Raw genomic sequence first — 15824 nt, 5'->3', positions numbered from 1 at the left:
GAGAGCGGACGCGGAGCGTCCTGAGAGGCATTCCCACGCAGAGCGTGGGAACGATCAGATCAGTGAATGAACTGACGCTATCGCCGGCAAGCCGCCTCCCACTCGTTATGCATCCAGCCAGACACTCTCGTTTCGACTTCAGTCCGCAAGACGCCAGGTGGTTCCGCCCTTACCGTCTTCCAGCACAACGCCCATGGCGGTGATCTGGTCGCGGATGCGGTCGGATTCGGCCCAGTCCTTGGCAGCGCGCGCTGCCAGACGCGCCTGAATCAGCGCTTCCACTTCAGCGGCATCGACACGACCTTCTGCACCCGCGCGCAGAAAGTCATCAGCCTCCAGCTGCAACACACCCAGCACGCTGGCCAGTTGCTTGAGGCGCGCCGCAAGGCCCGCTGCTGCAGCAGGATCGGTCTCACGCAGACGGTTGACCTCGCGCACCATTTCAAACAGCACGGCACAGGCTTCGGGCGTGCCGAAGTCGTCGTTCATTGCAGCAGTAAAGCGCTCGACGAACGCTTCGCCGCCGACCGGCTCGGAGACCGGCAGGCCCTTGAGCGCGTGATAGAAACGCTCCAGCGCCGCCTTGGACTCGCGCAGGCTGTCCTCGGAATAATTGATCGCACTCCGGTAGTGGCTCGATACCAGCAGGTAACGCACCACTTCCGGGTGGTATTTCTCCAGCACGTCGCGAATGGTGAAGAAGTTGTTCAAGGACTTGGACATCTTCTCGCCATTGATGCGGATCATGCCGCAGTGCAACCACGCATTGGCGTACGTCTTGCCGGTCGCCGCTTCGCTCTGGGCAATCTCGTTTTCATGGTGCGGAAACTCGAGATCACTGCCGCCGCCGTGAATATCGAAGGTGTCACCCAGGCAGCAGGTCGACATCACCGAGCACTCGATATGCCAGCCCGGACGACCCGGCCCCCATGGCGAATCCCAGCTCGGCTCGCCCGGCTTGACGCCCTTCCAGAGCACGAAGTCCAGTGGATCGTCCTTCGACTCGTCCACTTCGATTCGTGCACCGATGCGCAGGTCTTCGATTTTCTTGCGCGACAGCTTGCCGTAGCCGACAAACTTGCCGACGCGGTAGTACACATCGCCATTGCCCGGCGCGTAAGCGTAGCCCTTGTCGATCAGGGTCTGGATCATGGCGTGCATGCCGGCGATGTGATCGGTGGCACGCGGCTCCATGTCCGGCTTGAGGATATTGAGGCGAGCCTCGTCCTCATGCATGGCGTCAATCATGCGCGCAGTCAGCGCGTCGAACGACTCACCGTTGTCACGCGCACGGTTGATGATCTTGTCGTCAATGTCGGTGATGTTGCGCACATAGGTCAGTTCATAGCCGCTGAACCGCAACCAGCGGGTCACCAGATCGAACGCGACCATGCTGCGGCCGTGGCCCAGGTGGCAGTAGTCGTACACGGTCATCCCGCAGACGTACATGCGCACCTTGTTGCCATCCAGCGGCTGGAAAACTTCTTTGCTCTTGGTGAGCGTGTTGTAGATGGAAAGCACTTTCCTACCCCCGTGGTACATCAGCTCCAGGAATCGCGCAGTGTCACTGTGCGGTTGAAGACCGGACGACCAGGTTTTGTATCCTTGATGTCGGCGCAGAAGTAGCCTTCGCGTTCGAACTGGAACCGGTCTTCCGGCTGTGCATTAGCCAGCGATGGTTCAGCACGACAACCTGTCAGGACCTGCAGGGAATCAGGGTTGATGTTTTCCAGGAACGTAGCGCCATCTTCGGCCTTGTCGGGCGAAGGGGAACGGAACAGACGGTCGTAGAGACGCACTTCGCATTCCACGCTGGCCTCGGCCGGCACCCAGTGGATAACGCCCTTGACCTTGCGGCCTTCAGGGTTCTTGCCCAGGGTGTCAGGGTCGTAGGAGCAGCGCAGCTCGACGATGTTGCCGTCGGCGTCCTTGATGGCCTCGTCGGCACGGATCACGTAGCTACCGCGCAGGCGCACTTCGCCGTTCGGCTCAAGGCGCTTGTAGCCTTTCGGCGGCTCTTCCATATAGTCGTCGCGATCGATGTAGATCTCGCGAGCAAACGGCAGTTCGCGCACGCCCAGGTCTTCCTTGGGGTGACGCGGCAGTTCGAGCTTCTCGACCTGGCCTTCCGGGTAATTGGTGATCACGACCTTCAACGGACGCAGCACGCACATGGCGCGTGGCGCATTGCGGTCTAGGTCATCACGGATGCTGAACTCGAGCATGCCGAAATCCACCACGCCGTCGGAACGGTTGGTGCCAACCATTTCGCAGAAGTTGCGGATCGAAGCCGGCGTATAGCCACGGCGACGGAAGCCGGACAGCGTGGACATGCGCGGATCATCCCAACCATTGACGTGCTTCTCGTCAACCAGTTGCTTGAGCTTACGCTTGCTGGTCACGGTGTAGCTCAGATTCAGGCGCGAGAACTCGTACTGGCGCGGCTTGCACGGCACCGGCAGGTTGTCCAGAAACCAGTCGTATAACGGACGATGGCTTTCGAACTCCAGCGTGCAAATCGAATGGGTAATGCCTTCGATGGCGTCCGACTGACCGTGGGTGAAGTCATAGATCGGGTAGATGCACCATTTGTCACCGGTCTGATGATGGTGCGCGTGACGAATGCGGTACAGGATCGGGTCGCGCAGGTTCATGTTCGGCGACGCCATGTCGATCTTGGCGCGCAGTACGCGAGCACCGTCTTCGAACTCACCGGCTTTCATGCGGGCGAACAGGTCCAGGTTTTCCTCGACGCTGCGCTCACGGAACGGGCTGTTCTTACCCGGCTCGGTCAGGGTGCCACGGTATTCGCGTGCCTGCTCGGGGGTCAGATCATCCACATAAGCCTTGCCGGACTTGATCAGTTCAACGGCCCAGTCATGCAGTTGATCGAAGTATTGCGAGGCGTAACGCACTTCGCCCGCCCACTCGAAGCCGAGCCACTTCACGTCGCTCATGATGGCGTCAATGTATTCCTGGTCTTCCTTGGCCGGGTTGGTGTCGTCGAAACGCAGGTGCGTCGCGCCACCGAACTCGTTGGCCAGACCGAAATTGACGCAGATCGACTTGGCGTGACCGATGTGCAGATAGCCGTTCGGCTCTGGCGGGAAGCGGGTCACGATCCGGGTGTGTTTGCCCGAATCCAGGTCAGCCTGCACGATCGGACGCAGGAAGTTGGTCGGTACGACAGGGCCTGCCTTTGTATTCGCAGCGGGTTCTGGAGTGGGCTTGCTCATAGGATCCTTGGACATACTTGTGCGCGGCCAGGGTAGGCCGACTAAATCAAAGCGCTTATCATAGCCGAAGCTGTCAAGTCCCTGACAACAGAGTGCAGGGTTGCAGACAGAAAAGCGGCAAAAAGCGCGAAAAATGTAACCTCGCCTGTAAACTGCACGTCAGGGTGATATTGCGCCCCTTCATGAACGCCAAGAGATCGACTCTCCTATGTCCAAAGTAAAACTCAGCACCAACCACGGCGACATCGTTCTGCAATTGAACGCAGAAAAAGCGCCGCTGACCGTTGCCAACTTCATCGAATACGTTAAAGCCGGCCATTATGAAAACACCGTTTTCCACCGTGTGATCGGCAACTTCATGGTCCAGGGCGGTGGTTTCGAGCCAGGCATGAAGGAAAAGAAAGACAAGCGTCCGAGCATCCAGAACGAAGCCGATAACGGCTTGCCGAACAAGAAGTACACAGTCGCCATGGCCCGCACCATGGAGCCGCATTCGGCTTCCGCGCAGTTCTTCATCAACGTGGCTGACAACGGCTTCCTGAACCACAGCGCCAAGACCGTTCAGGGCTGGGGCTATGCCGTGTTCGGTGAAGTGATCGAAGGCACTGACGTTGTTGACAAGATCAAGGGCGTTGCCACCAGCAGCAAGGCCGGTCACCAGGACGTTCCGGTTGAAGACGTTGTGATCGAAAAAGCAGAGATCGTTGAGTGATACTGCTGATCTCCGATTTGCATCTTGAGCAAGAACGCCCGGACATTACCCGGGCGTTTCTGGATCTACTCGCAGGCCGGGCTCGCACAGCCGAGTCGCTGTATATCCTCGGGGATTTCTTCGAAGCCTGGATCGGTGACGACGCCATGTCGCCGTTCCAGCTTTCGATCTGCAAGGCCCTGCGCGAACTGAGCGACAGTGGTACCCGAATTTTTCTGATGCACGGCAACCGCGACTTCATGATCGGCAAGGGTTTCTGCAAGGCGGCGGGTTGTACGCTGCTGGCCGACCCGACCGTGGTGCAGTTGAACGGTGAGCCGGTGCTGTTGATGCACGGCGACAGCCTGTGTACGCGTGATGTGGGCTACATCAGGATGCGCCGCTACCTGCGCCATCCGCTGACGCTGTTCATTCTGCGTAACCTGCCATTGAAGACCCGCCACAAACTGGCGCGCAAGCTGCGCAATGAAAGCCGCGCAAAGACCCGCATGAAAGCTAACGACATTGTCGATGTGACGCCTGAAGAAGTGCCGCGCATCATGCAGCAATTCGGTGTGCACACGCTCATCCACGGCCACACGCATCGCCCTGCCATTCATAAACTGCAGCTCGGCGACGTTGCCGCCAGACGTATCGTGCTGGGCGACTGGGATCGTCAGGGCTGGGCGCTGCAGGTGGACGAACAGGGTTTTAGCCTGGGTTCGTTCGATTTTGTGCCGGAAGAGAATCGCACGCTGGCGTTACCGTCTTCGTTGTAGACAAAGACAGCGTCTCCCAACGACTTACTGAACCTGCAGTATGTGACATTTGTGACGCGGAGCGTCACGGGCGGCATACCCACGCAGAGCGTGGGCACGATCAGGGTTGAGGCAGAGCGATGGGCACGATCATGCAGCGGCGTCGGTCTATGTTTACCCAGCCAAACCCGCTATCAATGCCCTCCCCCTGCCGCCGGTCCTGCTTTGGCGGCGAACGGTGGTTTGGCGAACCAGACCAGCAAAATCAACCCCGCGAACAACCAGCCCAGCATGTAGAAGTAATCCACCGTCGACATCATGTACGCCTGCCCGTTGAGCGTCTGCTCCAGCTGCGCGTAAGCCTGCGGACCGGCACCGCCCAGGGTGTCGAGCGCATGCCGTGTAGCCGGGTCATAGGTGCTGATGTTTTCGCTCAGGTACGCATGATGCTGCTCGGCACGGCGAATCCAGATCCAGGTCGTCAGCGATGCCGCGAAGCTGCCGCCCAGCGTACGCAGGAAGGTGGCGAGGCCTGAACCATCGGCAATCTGGTTGGGTGGCAGGTCCGATAACAGAATGCTCAGGGTCGGCATGAAGAACAGTGCGACGCCTATCCCCATGAAAAGCTGCACCATGGCGATGTGCTGGAAATCCACCTGATTGGTGAAGTCTGCACGCATGAAACAGCTCAGGCCCATGGCCAGAAACGCCAGGCTGGCCAGCAGGCGCAGGTCGAACTTGTGCGCGTACTTGCCAACGAAGGGCGACATCAGCACTGGCAGGATACCGATTGGCGCCAACGCCAGTCCGGCCCAGGTTGCGGTGTAGCCCATCTGCGTCTGCAACCATTGTGGCAACAGCAGGTTGACGCCGAAAAACCCTGAATACCCGCCAATCATCGCCAGTGTACCGACCCGAAAGTTTCGGTAGGCGAACAGCCGCAGATTGACGATGGGATGTTTATCGGTCATTTCCCAGATCACGAATACCGACAGCGACACCAACGAAATCAGTGCGCCGATGACGATGAAATTCGACTCGAACCAGTCCAGGTTATTGCCTTTGTCCAGCACGACCTGCAGCGCGCCGACGCCGATGATCAGGGAGATCAGCCCGACGTAATCCAGCGGCTGTTGCTGGGTGTTGACCGGACGCTTGGCCATCTGCGTGCGCACCACCAAGGCTGCGAACAGGCCGATCGGAATATTGATGAAGAAGATCCAGGGCCAACTGTAACTGTCAGTAATCCAGCCGCCCAGAATCGGCCCGACAATGGGCGCGACCACCGTGACCATCGCCAGCAAGGCCAGCGCCATGCCCCGTTTTGCAGGCGGGTAGACAGCCAGCAGCAGGGTCTGGCTCATGGGATAAAGCGGCCCGGCGACTATGCCTTGCAAGGCCCGAAAGCCTACAAGCTCGGGCATCGACGTGGAAATCCCGCACATAAACGAAGCCAGCACAAACAGCAGGGTCGCCCACAGGAACAGTTTGACCTCGCCGAAGCGACGGCTCAGCCAGCCGGTCAGGGGCAGCGCGATGGCGTTGCTGACGGCAAACGAGGTGATGACCCAGGTGCTCTGCTCCGAGCTGACGCCCAGGTTGCCTGCGATGGTCGGCAGGGCCACGTTGGCGATGGTGGTGTCGAGCACTTGCATGAAGGTCGCCAACGACAGACCGATGGTGCAGAGCAACAGGCTGGGTGGCGTAAAGGAAGCGGGGGCGTTGGTGCTCATCGCGAATCCCTGAAAACGTGGGCGACACCCCGGCCGAAAGACCGGGGCAGGCGGATGGGCGGATCAGCGCTGGGCGGTCTTGCTTTTGTCGCTGGCGGCGCTGTTTTCATGGATCAGGCGCGCGATCAAGGCATCGGCATCAGCCAGCTGTTCGGTGTAGACCTGGGTAGTGAACGCAGCCTGCTTTGGAGGCTGCTGCGCCAGAATCGGACCACTCTGGTCGTGCAGATTGACTTCAACGGTCGTCGACAGACCAATGCGCAGCGGGTGTTGCGCCAGTTCCTCAGGGTTGATGTGGACGCGGACCGGCACACGCTGGACGATCTTGATCCAGTTGCCGGTCGCGTTCTGGGCTGGCAACAGTGCGAACGCACTGCCGGTCCCCGCGCCCAGGCTGTCGATGGTGCCGCTGTACTTCACGTCGCTGCCATACAGGTCGGAACTGATTTCCACCGGCTGACCGATACGCATCTTGCCCAGCTGGGTTTCCTTGAAGTTGGCATCGATCCACAACTGATCCAGCGGAATCACCGCCATGGTCGCGGTACCAGGCTGAACGCGCTGGCCCAGTTGCACGCTGCGCTTGGCAACGTAACCGGTCACCGGTGCCACCAGAGTGGTCCGCGCATTGGCGAGATAGGCCTGACGCAACTGCGCAGCCGCCGCCTTCACGTCCGGATGGGAAGACACTACGGTGTCATCAACCAGCGCCACGCTGGTGCTCAACTGTTGCTGGATGTTGTTCAGAGCACTTTGTGCGCTGGTCAGTTGGTCCCGTGCATGCGACAGCTCTTCCTGGGAAATCGCGCCACCGGCCGCCAGACTGCGACGACGGCTGTAGTTATCCTGAGCCGTCTGCACTGCCGCACGTTGCGCGGCCAGTTGAGCCTTCATGCCATCGACGTTGCTGTACAGGCCGCGAACCTGACGCACGACCTTGCCCAGATTGGCTTCGGCGCTCTGCAGCCCGACTTCGGCATCGCTTGGATCGAAACGCAGCAGGACCTGACCTTCGCGGACCAGATCACCGTCGTCTGCGGCAATACTGATAACCGTGCCGGTGACCAGCGGCGTGATTTCCACCACGTTGCCACTCACGTAGGCGTCATCGGTCTCTTCGCTCCATTGACCGTAAAACTCATACCAGCCCCAGATCGCCAGTCCACACAGAACGACGATGATGGCGAGACCGGCCAGCAGGAATTTGCGCTTGCCGGATTTCGGGGGGTTCGGCTGTTTCTGTTCGGGGGCAGACGTGTTTTCAGCGGCGGCAGTGGCCATGACAATTACCTTCAAGTCGGCAGAACGGCTGAGATCCGGCCAGACCGGCCGCCCTCAACTTCGGGCTATTCGTATTTATTTGCTTTTGGCGTTGAAGCTCAGGCGAGTCAGGGTGATGTGGTCGTCGGCGGCGACCAGCACCTTGGTCAGAATCCGGCGCAGCACTTCCACTTCCTCAGTGTCGAGGGCAGCGAAGGTGTCGTTCATGGCATCGGCACCGATCTGCGGCAGCAGGTCGGATAGCGCTTGTCCCTGAGACGTCAGGGCGACACGCACCTGACGACGATCGGTTTCCGAACGGGTGCGGACGATCAGCCCCTTCTGTTCCAGACGGTCCAGCATGCGAGTCATCGAACCGCTGTCCAGCGACAGGTGCCTGCACAACTCCACCGGCGTATCCGTCGAAAACTGGGCAATGATGATCAGCACCTTGAACTGCGCGAACGTGACGTCGTACGGCAGCAGGTACTTGTCCAGCATGCGGTCTTTCAGCGCGTTGGTACGGCCGACCAGCAGCCCGATCAGGCTGGAATCAAAATTTTCAGGACTGAAATGTTTCAAGGAATCACCCGGAAAGCTGCCTAGGCAGTGATTACAAAATATTACTGCCTAGACAGCTATTGTCAAAGTATTTGTTAGCTTGCTTACTAAAAAAGCATAAAAAAACGACCGCTGGTAAGACGGTCGTTTTTTGTCGCTGGCCGAAATGGCGCGCCGGATCAGGCGGCGACAGGTACGCCACTGTGAAAACGAAATTCCTCGTCAGGGCTTTCGATCAGCTCGCGCTCGGCCAGACGAATCTCTTCGATCTTGGCGTCCACGTCTGCCTTGTCGCCATAGGTGTAAGCCAGCTTCAGGTAATCCTGAAAATGCCGCGCTTCGGACTTGAGCAGACTGCCGTAGAACTTGGCCAGGTCCTCATCCAGGTGCGGCACCAGCGCGGCGAAACGCTCACAGGAACGGGCTTCGACGATGGCACCCACCACCAGCGCATCGGTCAGGCGGTAGGGGTTGTGATTACGCACCAGCTTGCGCAACGCCCCGGCATAACGCGCCGAGCTTATGTTGGCCATCGGAATCTGGCGCTTGCGGATGATGCTGATCACCTGCTCGAAATGACGCAGCTCTTCACGGGCCAGGCGCGACATCTTGGCCAGCAGGTCGAACTTGTCGTTGTACTGGAACATGAACTGGAACGCCGCCCCTGCCGCCTTCTTCTCATTGTTCGCGTGGTCGATCAGCAGGATGTCGAGGTTGCGCAATGCAGCCTGAACCCAGCTGTCGGGCGTACGGCAAAGCAGAAAGGCTTCGATTTCAGGGATCGGGTACATAGGCTCACACATGGCGCAAAGGCAAAGCGCGGCATTATACGAGGGCTATCGACGTCCCGCGAGACAAAAGCACGGCGGCGGATCAGGCGCCGAAAGCATCCTTGAGAAAGCCCGGCGCTATATAACGCTGGTAATGCGCCTCTGAGAGCAGAAAGAACTCGCGGTCGATCGCATCACGTAACTCAGGCAGCGACCAATTGCGAAATTCGGGTAACAACACGAAACCGTAGGCTTCCACCTGACTGATGACCCGCGCACCGCGAGCGATCAATTGATAGGCCCAGCAATATTCGGACTGGTGCGGCACGAAGCGAATCTTGCGCTGGACAAGCTGCAGCCGCAGCTTGTCGGCATCGAAGATTTCGAGCTTGGCGGTCATGACCTGAACCAGCAACTGCTCCAGACGCAACCAGACGGCTCTTTTTTCGTCTTCGTTGTAACCGTTCCAGTGGATGACTTCATGGTGGAAGCGTTTGCAGCCACGGCACACCAAATCCCCGTAAACAGTGGAGCAAAGGCCGACGCAGGGTGTTTTGATGATGTGATCAGGCATGGCTGGCGGGGCTTGGGCAGGCGAAACAAGGGCCCATATTAGTCCTTTGTCTAAGCACTTTCACCCCCGAACATGTAGGGGCTAACTTACCTTTAGTTCAGATTTGCCGTAGAATCAGCGAGCCTTTTAAGGCGCCAATGTCCGTTGGAAGCTGTTTTCAAAGCGTCACGAGCACAGTCAAGTTAATCCCGCAGTGCGGCGTCGACAGGCCATCCCCTCATCACGGATGGCCGTGTCGACCGCCTCTCCTCCCCGTCCTGCAGGCGTAAAACTTTGAAAACAGCTTCTGTTAGGAATTGCCGACACCCTGCCAACAAGGCTCCAAAGTCTTGCGTGGGTACGGACAATTTCTGGATGAGCGTCCCGGACACCCATTTGGGACCACTGATGAGGGTAATACTGTGCTTGAAGCCTACCGTAAACACATCGAAGAGCGTGCCGCCCAGGGTATCGTGCCCCAGCCGCTTAACGCCGAACAAACCGCAGGCCTTATTGAGCTGCTGAAAAATCCCCCGGCTGGCGAAGAAGCTTTCCTTGTCGATCTGATCACCAATCGCGTTCCACCAGGCGTTGACGAGGCTGCCTACGTCAAGGCCGGTTTCCTGTCTGCCCTGGCCAAGGGCGAAGCCACTTCTCCCCTGATCGACAAAAAACGTGCAACCGAACTGCTGGGCACCATGCAGGGCGGCTACAACATCGTCACGCTGGTTGACCTGCTCGACGACGCTACTCTGGCGCCGGTCGCTGCCGAACAGCTCAAGCACACGCTGCTGATGTTCGACGCCTTCCACGACGTGGCCGAAAAAGCCAAGAGCGGCAACGCTCACGCCAAGGCAGTCGTTCAGTCCTGGGCCGACGGCGAGTGGTTCAAGAAGCGCCCGACGCTGGCCGACAAGATCAGCCTGCGCGTCTTCAAGGTCACCGGCGAAACCAACACCGACGACCTGTCGCCAGCGCCTGATGCCTGGTCGCGTCCAGACATCCCGCTGCACGCTCTGGCCATGCTGAAAATGGCCCGTGAAGGTATCGTTCCGGACGTACAGGGCTCCATCGGCCCGATGAAGCAGATCGAAGAAATGCGCGGCCAAGGTTTCCCTATCGCCTACGTCGGTGACGTGGTCGGTACCGGTTCCTCGCGTAAATCGGCGACCAACTCGGTACTGTGGTTCTTCGGCGACGACGTTCCTTACGTGCCGAACAAGCGCGCCGGTGGTTTCTGCTTCGGCAGCAAGATCGCTCCAATCTTCTACAACACCATGGAAGACGCAGGCGCCCTGCCGATCGAGTTCGATGTCTCGAACATCAACATGGGCGATGTGATCGACGTTTACCCGTACGCGGGCAAAGTCTGCAAGCACGACAGCGACGAAGTCATCACCACCTTCGAAATGAAGACCCCGGTGCTGTTGGACGAAGTCCGCGCCGGTGGCCGTATCCCGCTGATCATCGGCCGTGGCCTGACCAGCAAGGCACGTGCCGAACTGGGCCTGCCAGCCTTCGACCTGTTCAAGACGCCTGACCAGCCAGCCGAAAGCACCAAGGGTTTCACCCTGGCGCAGAAGATGGTCGGCAAGGCGTGCGGCGTGGAAGGTATCCGTCCGGGCACCTACTGCGAACCGAAAATGACCACCGTCGGCTCCCAGGACACCACTGGCCCGATGACCCGCGACGAGCTGAAAGACCTGGCCTGCCTGGGCTTCTCGACCGATCTGGTCATGCAGTCCTTCTGCCACACCGCGGCCTATCCGAAGCCGATCGACGTCAAGACGCACCACACGCTGCCTGACTTCATCATGACCCGTGGCGGCGTTTCCCTGCGTCCGGGCGACGGCATCATCCACAGCTGGCTGAACCGCATGCTGCTGCCGGACACCGTCGGCACCGGTGGTGACTCGCACACCCGCTTCCCGATCGGTATCTCCTTCCCGGCCGGTTCCGGTCTGGTTGCGTTTGCTGCCGCCACTGGCGTCATGCCGCTGGACATGCCTGAGTCGATCCTGGTTCGCTTCAAGGGCAAGATGCAGCCTGGCATCACCCTGCGCGACCTGGTTCACGCCATTCCTTACTACGCAATTCAGGCTGGCCTGCTGACCGTAGAGAAGAAAGGCAAGAAGAACGCGTTCTCTGGCCGCATTCTGGAAATCGAAGGCCTGGACAACCTGAGCATCGAGCAGGCTTTCGAGCTGTCCGACGCGTCGGCCGAACGTTCGGCTGCCGGTTGCACCATCAAGCTGGCCAAAGAGCCGATCATCGAATACCTGAACTCGAACATCACGCTGCTGCGCTGGATGATCGAACAGGGTTACGGTGATCCACGCACCCTGGAGCGCCGTGCTCAGGCGATGGAAGCTTGGGTTGCCAACCCAGAGCTGCTGGAAGCCGACAAGGACGCCGAGTACGCTGAAATCATCGAGATCGACCTGGCCGACGTCAAAGAGCCTGTGCTCTGCGCGCCGAACGACCCGGACGATGCCCGCCTGCTGTCTTCGGTACAGGGCGAGAAGATCGACGAAGTGTTCATCGGCTCCTGCATGACCAACATCGGCCACTTCCGCGCTGCGGGCAAGTTGCTGGATCAGGTCAAAGGGCAACTGCCGACACGCCTGTGGCTGTCGCCGCCGACCAAGATGGACGCTCACCAGTTGACCGAAGAAGGCTACTACGGCATCTACGGCAAGGCTGGCGCGCGCATGGAAATGCCGGGCTGCTCGCTGTGCATGGGTAACCAGGCACGTGTAGAGCCGAACTCGACAGTGGTATCGACGTCGACCCGTAACTTCCCGAACCGTCTGGGTGACGGCGCGAACGTCTACCTGGCCTCGGCCGAGCTGGCGTCCGTCGCATCGATCCTGGGTCGCCTGCCGACCGTCGAGGAGTACATGGGCTACGCGCAACAGATCGACACCATGGCAGCGGACGTGTACCGCTACCTGAGCTTCGATCAGATCGCCGAGTTCCGTGAAGCCGCAGCGAACGCCAACATCCCGGTTGTTCAAGCGTAATAGCGAAACACAGCGTTGAAAGAACCCCGCCTTGTGCGGGGTTTTTTTATACCTTCGATAAAGCAGAAAAAGCGGACGCAGAGCGTCCAGAGAGGCATTCCCACGCTGGAGCGTGAGGAACGATCGGTGAGGGGTCGAAGACTGATCGTGCCAACGCTCCGCGTGGGCATGCAGCCGTGACTCTCCGCGTCACATGGAACTCAGACGCGAAACACGAATTTGCTGAATCCTCAAAATAATAAGGCTACAGATAAACCTCGATAATCCGCTTCACCCTACCCAGCCCGTCCCGCAGTTCATCCATGCTCACCGACCCTAACGCCAGTCGCAGTGCATGCGGCGCGCTGGTGGATATCGAGAAAGGCTCGGCGGTCGATACAGCGACCTTTTCCTGCAACAAGGCCAAGGCGATCTGGTCGGCGCGGGCATCCTCAGGTAACGGCAGCCATAAAAAATAGGACGAGGGGTGACCGACGAACTCAATGCCTTCAAGCACCTCGCGAGCCACTGCTTGTCGGGCCTCGGCATCGAGTCGTTTCTCTGCCTCGAGCTTCAGGACGGTGCCATCTTCAAGCCAGCCGGTCGCAATGGCTGTCAGCACGCCTGGCGTGTTCCAGGTGGTCGCACGAATGGTTCGCTCCATCGCGGACACCTTGTCGAGAGGCGCGGCGACGAACCCTACGCGCAACCCGGTAGCGACGCTCTTGGAAAGCCCCGACACATAGACCGTCCGCTCTGGAGCAAGCTGTGCCAGCGGTACTGGAGGGTTGTCAGCCAGGAACGCATACGCCGCGTCTTCAACGATCAGCAGGTCGTGTTTTCTCGCCAAGACCACCAACTGTTCACGTACCTCGAGACTCATCACCCAGCCGAGCGGATTGTGCAGCGTCGGCATCATGTACAGTGCTTTTATCCGCCGACTCCGACACAAATACTCCAATGCCTCCAGATCAGGCCCTTCAGCCCCCGCAGGAGTCGGCACCACCTCCAGATGCAGCGCCTGCGCCAGCACCTTGAATCCGGAGTAAGTGAGCGCATCGGCAGCGATTACATCACCCGGTTTGAGCATAGCCATCAACGCAACTGCGAGCCCCTGTTGCGCGCCGTTGACGATCAGTATCTGCTCAGGTTCTACCGTCAGCCCCCGTACGCTCAGATGTCGCGCAACCGCGGCACGTTCATGCGTACGTCCGGCATGGGGCTGATAACGCAACAACGAATCCAGATCACCTGACAAAGCCAGTTGCCGTAATGCCATGCGCAACAGCTCGGCCTGACCGGGCAGTGACGGATAATTGAAATTGAAGTCGATCATGCCGATGGCCAAGGCCTTCTGATCAATGCCAAGCCCCGGTGAAAGCGTAGTTTCGCGTACGAAGGTGCCACGCCCGACCTCACCGCTGACCAACCCCATTGCTTCGAGCTCGGCATAAACCCGCGTGGCTGTCGCCAACGCCAACCCATGGTCTGCCGCCAACTGGCGATGGGTAGGCAGACGCGTGCCCGGCAGCAGTTTTCCGCCACGAATATCCGCTGCCAGCTGATCCACTACCGATTTGTAACGCGCGACAGCCATCGTAAATGTATCCATGACGATTTTTTGATTGTATTGAATTGCAGCCCTACGATGACTCAATCCCCACCGATTGAACAGCCGTGAGAAAAACCCATGGAACAGGCTTTGAACCCACTCCATAAGAACGCTCATACAAAAGGCAGCGGATGGCTGAACGGCCTGATCGGTGTGTTGATCTTCAGCGGCTCGTTACCTGCCACACGGGTTGCCGTCATGGAATTCGACCCGCTGTTCCTGACCTTTGCCCGCGCCACCATTGCCGCAACGCTGGCAATCGGCATGCTCGTGGCACTCAGGGAAAAACGCCCGGCAAAGCATCAGCTGTTTTCGCTGTGCATCGTCGCCACAGGCGTGGTGCTGGGCTTTCCGTTGCTGACCGCGTTGGCGCTGAAGCACGTCACCTCGGCGCACTCCATCGTCTTCATTGGTCTGTTGCCATTGGCGACAGCCGTCTTCGGCGTGCTGCGCGGCGGTGAACGCCCCGGTCGTGCGTTCTGGCTGTTCTCGATTCTGGGCAGTGCCATGGTGGTGGGATTTGCGCTGTCTCAAGACATCAGCACATCAGCAACAGGAGACGGCCTGATGCTGCTGGCTATTATCGTCTGCGGGCTGGGTTATGCAGAAGGCGCCAGACTGTCGAGAGACTTGGGCGGCTGGCAGGTCATTTGTTGGGCACTGGTCATCGCCCTTCCCGTGATGTTGCCACTGGCGTTGATCAGCGCGCCCTCTTCACTGTCAGGAATAGCTGTCGGGGCCTGGAGCAGCCTGTTCTACGTCTCGGTTTTCAGCATGCTGATCGGCTTCGTGTTCTGGTATCGAGGGCTGGCACAGGGCGGCATTGCCGCGATCGGCCAACTTCAACTGCTGCAACCGTTCTTCGGCCTGGCGTTGGCCGCCCTATTGCTCGATGAACCTGTCAGCCTGGGCATGCTGGGTGTCACGGTTGCAGTGATCGGTTGCGTCGCCGGGGCCAGGAGATTTTCCAATAAACCCCGACGAAGCGCCCCTCAATCGAGCTGAAGCTGCGAAAGCCACTGTTCCATCGCATCGCCACTGCTCATGGCAGGCTGCACCAGACCGTCGACCATAAAGGTCGGAGACACATGAATGCCATTCTGCCGGGCGTATTTGCAGTGCCATTTGATGATGTGCTCAAGCTCGGGCTGTGCGAACACTTCGGCCAGCTGGACGCCGCTGTAGCCTTCCAGGCGGGCAATGATGTCGTTCGGCGTGGCGTCCAGATTAGGCCCGCTGGCGTGGTGCTCGAATTCGAATTCGGCGCGATGCGCAGCAACGGCTGCCATCACGGCCTTGGCCGTATTCCTGCCGCCTTCAAAGGTCGAAGCGGCCAGGATGCAGCGCACGATGACGCCGGAAAACATGTGCCACGGCTGGGACTGGAGACGAATTTTGATCGTGAGGCGATCTTCGCCAGCCTGTTCGAGCAGCTTGTCGAGCTTGCGAAAAGCCTTGACCGAGAACGGGCACGTGGGCTCAAGGAACACTTCCAGAATGCGAGGGCCGTGGCCCCATGTGAGTGCGTCTGCCTGCATGTTTACTCTCCCGTGAAATGGATGATGGGGTATTGACCCCGCTGTTCGTGTAAATGCTCAGACCCGTAATGAGCAACGTACCTCCAAAGCAAAAAAAACCCCACATCTCT

The 15824-nt window shown here is 59.2% G+C and carries 13 protein-coding genes; 4 read left to right on the top strand and 9 right to left on the bottom strand.

Translation table 11 applies throughout. From position 1 onward, the window contains the following. Window positions 1-138: 138 nt before the first annotated feature. Window positions 139-1521, bottom strand: a complete 1383-nt coding sequence (cysS, locus tag AO065_RS24855) for a cysteine--tRNA ligase (RefSeq protein WP_004883880.1) — start codon at window positions 1519-1521, stop codon at window positions 139-141. A gap of 20 nt (window positions 1522-1541) precedes the next feature. Then, window positions 1542-3236: a glutamine--tRNA ligase/YqeY domain fusion protein gene (locus AO065_RS24850; RefSeq protein WP_004883879.1), complete on the bottom strand. Its 1695-nt coding sequence runs from the start codon at window positions 3234-3236 to the stop codon at window positions 1542-1544. Window positions 3237-3444: 208 nt separating this feature from the next. Between AO065_RS24850 and AO065_RS24845 the strand changes: the two genes are divergently transcribed. Together AO065_RS24845 and lpxH are read left to right on the top strand one after the other, a co-directional pair. Then, window positions 3445-3948 carry a peptidylprolyl isomerase gene (locus AO065_RS24845; RefSeq protein WP_004883878.1) on the top strand — a complete coding sequence of 168 codons (504 nt, stop codon included), beginning with the start codon at window positions 3445-3447 and terminating at the stop codon, window positions 3946-3948. Next, window positions 3945-4706 (top strand): UDP-2,3-diacylglucosamine diphosphatase, encoded by a 762-nt coding sequence (lpxH, locus tag AO065_RS24840; RefSeq protein ID WP_004883877.1) that lies wholly within the window; start codon window positions 3945-3947, stop codon window positions 4704-4706. Before AO065_RS24845 ends, lpxH begins: the two co-directional genes overlap by 4 nt. 173 nt (window positions 4707-4879) lie before the next feature. Here lpxH and AO065_RS24835 read toward each other — a convergent pair whose 3' ends face one another. The 5 genes from AO065_RS24835 to AO065_RS24815 all read right to left on the bottom strand — a co-directional run bounded on the left by AO065_RS24835 (window position 4880) and on the right by AO065_RS24815 (window position 9583). Next, window positions 4880-6418 carry a DHA2 family efflux MFS transporter permease subunit gene (locus tag AO065_RS24835; protein ID WP_004883876.1) on the bottom strand — a complete coding sequence of 513 codons (1539 nt, stop codon included), beginning with the start codon at window positions 6416-6418 and terminating at the stop codon, window positions 4880-4882. Between the two features lie 63 nt (window positions 6419-6481). After that, on the bottom strand, window positions 6482-7699 hold the full coding sequence (locus tag AO065_RS24830; RefSeq protein WP_004883875.1) for an HlyD/EmrA/EmrK family protein: 1218 nt from the start codon (window positions 7697-7699) through the stop codon (window positions 6482-6484). A 75-nt stretch (window positions 7700-7774) separates the two neighbouring features. Then, window positions 7775-8260: a MarR family winged helix-turn-helix transcriptional regulator gene (locus AO065_RS24825; RefSeq protein ID WP_004883874.1), complete on the bottom strand. Its 486-nt coding sequence runs from the start codon at window positions 8258-8260 to the stop codon at window positions 7775-7777. Window positions 8261-8418: 158 nt separating this feature from the next. Beyond that, window positions 8419-9030, bottom strand: coding sequence for a MiaE family protein (locus AO065_RS24820; protein ID WP_004883873.1), 612 nt, complete (start codon window positions 9028-9030; stop codon window positions 8419-8421). Window positions 9031-9112: 82 nt separating this feature from the next. Next, the gene (locus AO065_RS24815) at window positions 9113-9583 is read right to left on the bottom strand and encodes a DUF1289 domain-containing protein (protein WP_004883872.1); all 471 of its coding nucleotides are present in this window, start codon (window positions 9581-9583) and stop codon (window positions 9113-9115) included. A gap of 401 nt (window positions 9584-9984) precedes the next feature. On the opposite strand from AO065_RS24815, the gene acnB reads away from it, so the two are divergent. Continuing rightward, on the top strand, window positions 9985-12585 hold the full coding sequence (gene acnB / locus AO065_RS24810) for a bifunctional aconitate hydratase 2/2-methylisocitrate dehydratase (protein WP_004883871.1): 2601 nt from the start codon (window positions 9985-9987) through the stop codon (window positions 12583-12585). Window positions 12586-12829: 244 nt separating this feature from the next. On the opposite strand, the gene AO065_RS24805 is transcribed toward acnB, so the two are convergent. Continuing rightward, window positions 12830-14161, bottom strand: a complete 1332-nt coding sequence (locus tag AO065_RS24805) for an aminotransferase-like domain-containing protein (RefSeq protein ID WP_004883870.1) — start codon at window positions 14159-14161, stop codon at window positions 12830-12832. A gap of 93 nt (window positions 14162-14254) precedes the next feature. Here AO065_RS24805 and AO065_RS24800 point away from each other — a divergent pair, with 93 nt between their 5' ends. Then, a complete protein-coding gene (locus AO065_RS24800; protein WP_004883869.1) occupies window positions 14255-15181 on the top strand; it encodes a DMT family transporter in 927 nt (308 codons plus the stop codon). Here AO065_RS24800 and AO065_RS24795 read toward each other — a convergent pair. After that, window positions 15169-15714 (bottom strand): DsbA family protein, encoded by a 546-nt coding sequence (locus AO065_RS24795; protein WP_004883868.1) that lies wholly within the window; start codon window positions 15712-15714, stop codon window positions 15169-15171. The two genes, AO065_RS24800 and AO065_RS24795, sit on opposite strands and share 13 nt — an antisense overlap. Window positions 15715-15824: the final 110 nt, after the last annotated feature.

The organism is Pseudomonas viridiflava (assembly GCF_001642795.1).
GTDB lineage: Bacteria > Pseudomonadota > Gammaproteobacteria > Pseudomonadales > Pseudomonadaceae > Aquipseudomonas > Aquipseudomonas viridiflava.
The sequence above is the reverse complement of the archived record's forward strand: the minus strand, read 5'-3'. Positions and strand labels throughout refer to the sequence as shown.

Excerpts from the sequence above, each read along its gene's own strand:
- AO065_RS24820 (WP_004883873.1), bottom strand. The coding sequence starts at position 9,030 with ATGTACCCGATCCCTGAAATCGAAGCCTTTCTGCTTTGCCGTACGCCC.
- AO065_RS24805 (WP_004883870.1), bottom strand. The coding sequence starts at position 14,161 with ATGGCTGTCGCGCGTTACAAATCGGTAGTGGATCAGCTGGCAGCGGAT.
- AO065_RS24795 (WP_004883868.1), bottom strand. The coding sequence starts at position 15,714 with ATGCAGGCAGACGCACTCACATGGGGCCACGGCCCTCGCATTCTGGAA.
- AO065_RS24845 (WP_004883878.1), top strand. The coding sequence starts at position 3,445 with ATGTCCAAAGTAAAACTCAGCACCAACCACGGCGACATCGTTCTGCAA.
- AO065_RS24815 (WP_004883872.1), bottom strand. The coding sequence starts at position 9,583 with ATGCCTGATCACATCATCAAAACACCCTGCGTCGGCCTTTGCTCCACT.
- AO065_RS24800 (WP_004883869.1), top strand. The coding sequence starts at position 14,255 with ATGGAACAGGCTTTGAACCCACTCCATAAGAACGCTCATACAAAAGGC.
- AO065_RS24830 (WP_004883875.1), bottom strand. The coding sequence starts at position 7,699 with ATGGCCACTGCCGCCGCTGAAAACACGTCTGCCCCCGAACAGAAACAG.
- AO065_RS24850 (WP_004883879.1), bottom strand. The coding sequence starts at position 3,236 with ATGAGCAAGCCCACTCCAGAACCCGCTGCGAATACAAAGGCAGGCCCT.
- AO065_RS24835 (WP_004883876.1), bottom strand. The coding sequence starts at position 6,418 with ATGAGCACCAACGCCCCCGCTTCCTTTACGCCACCCAGCCTGTTGCTC.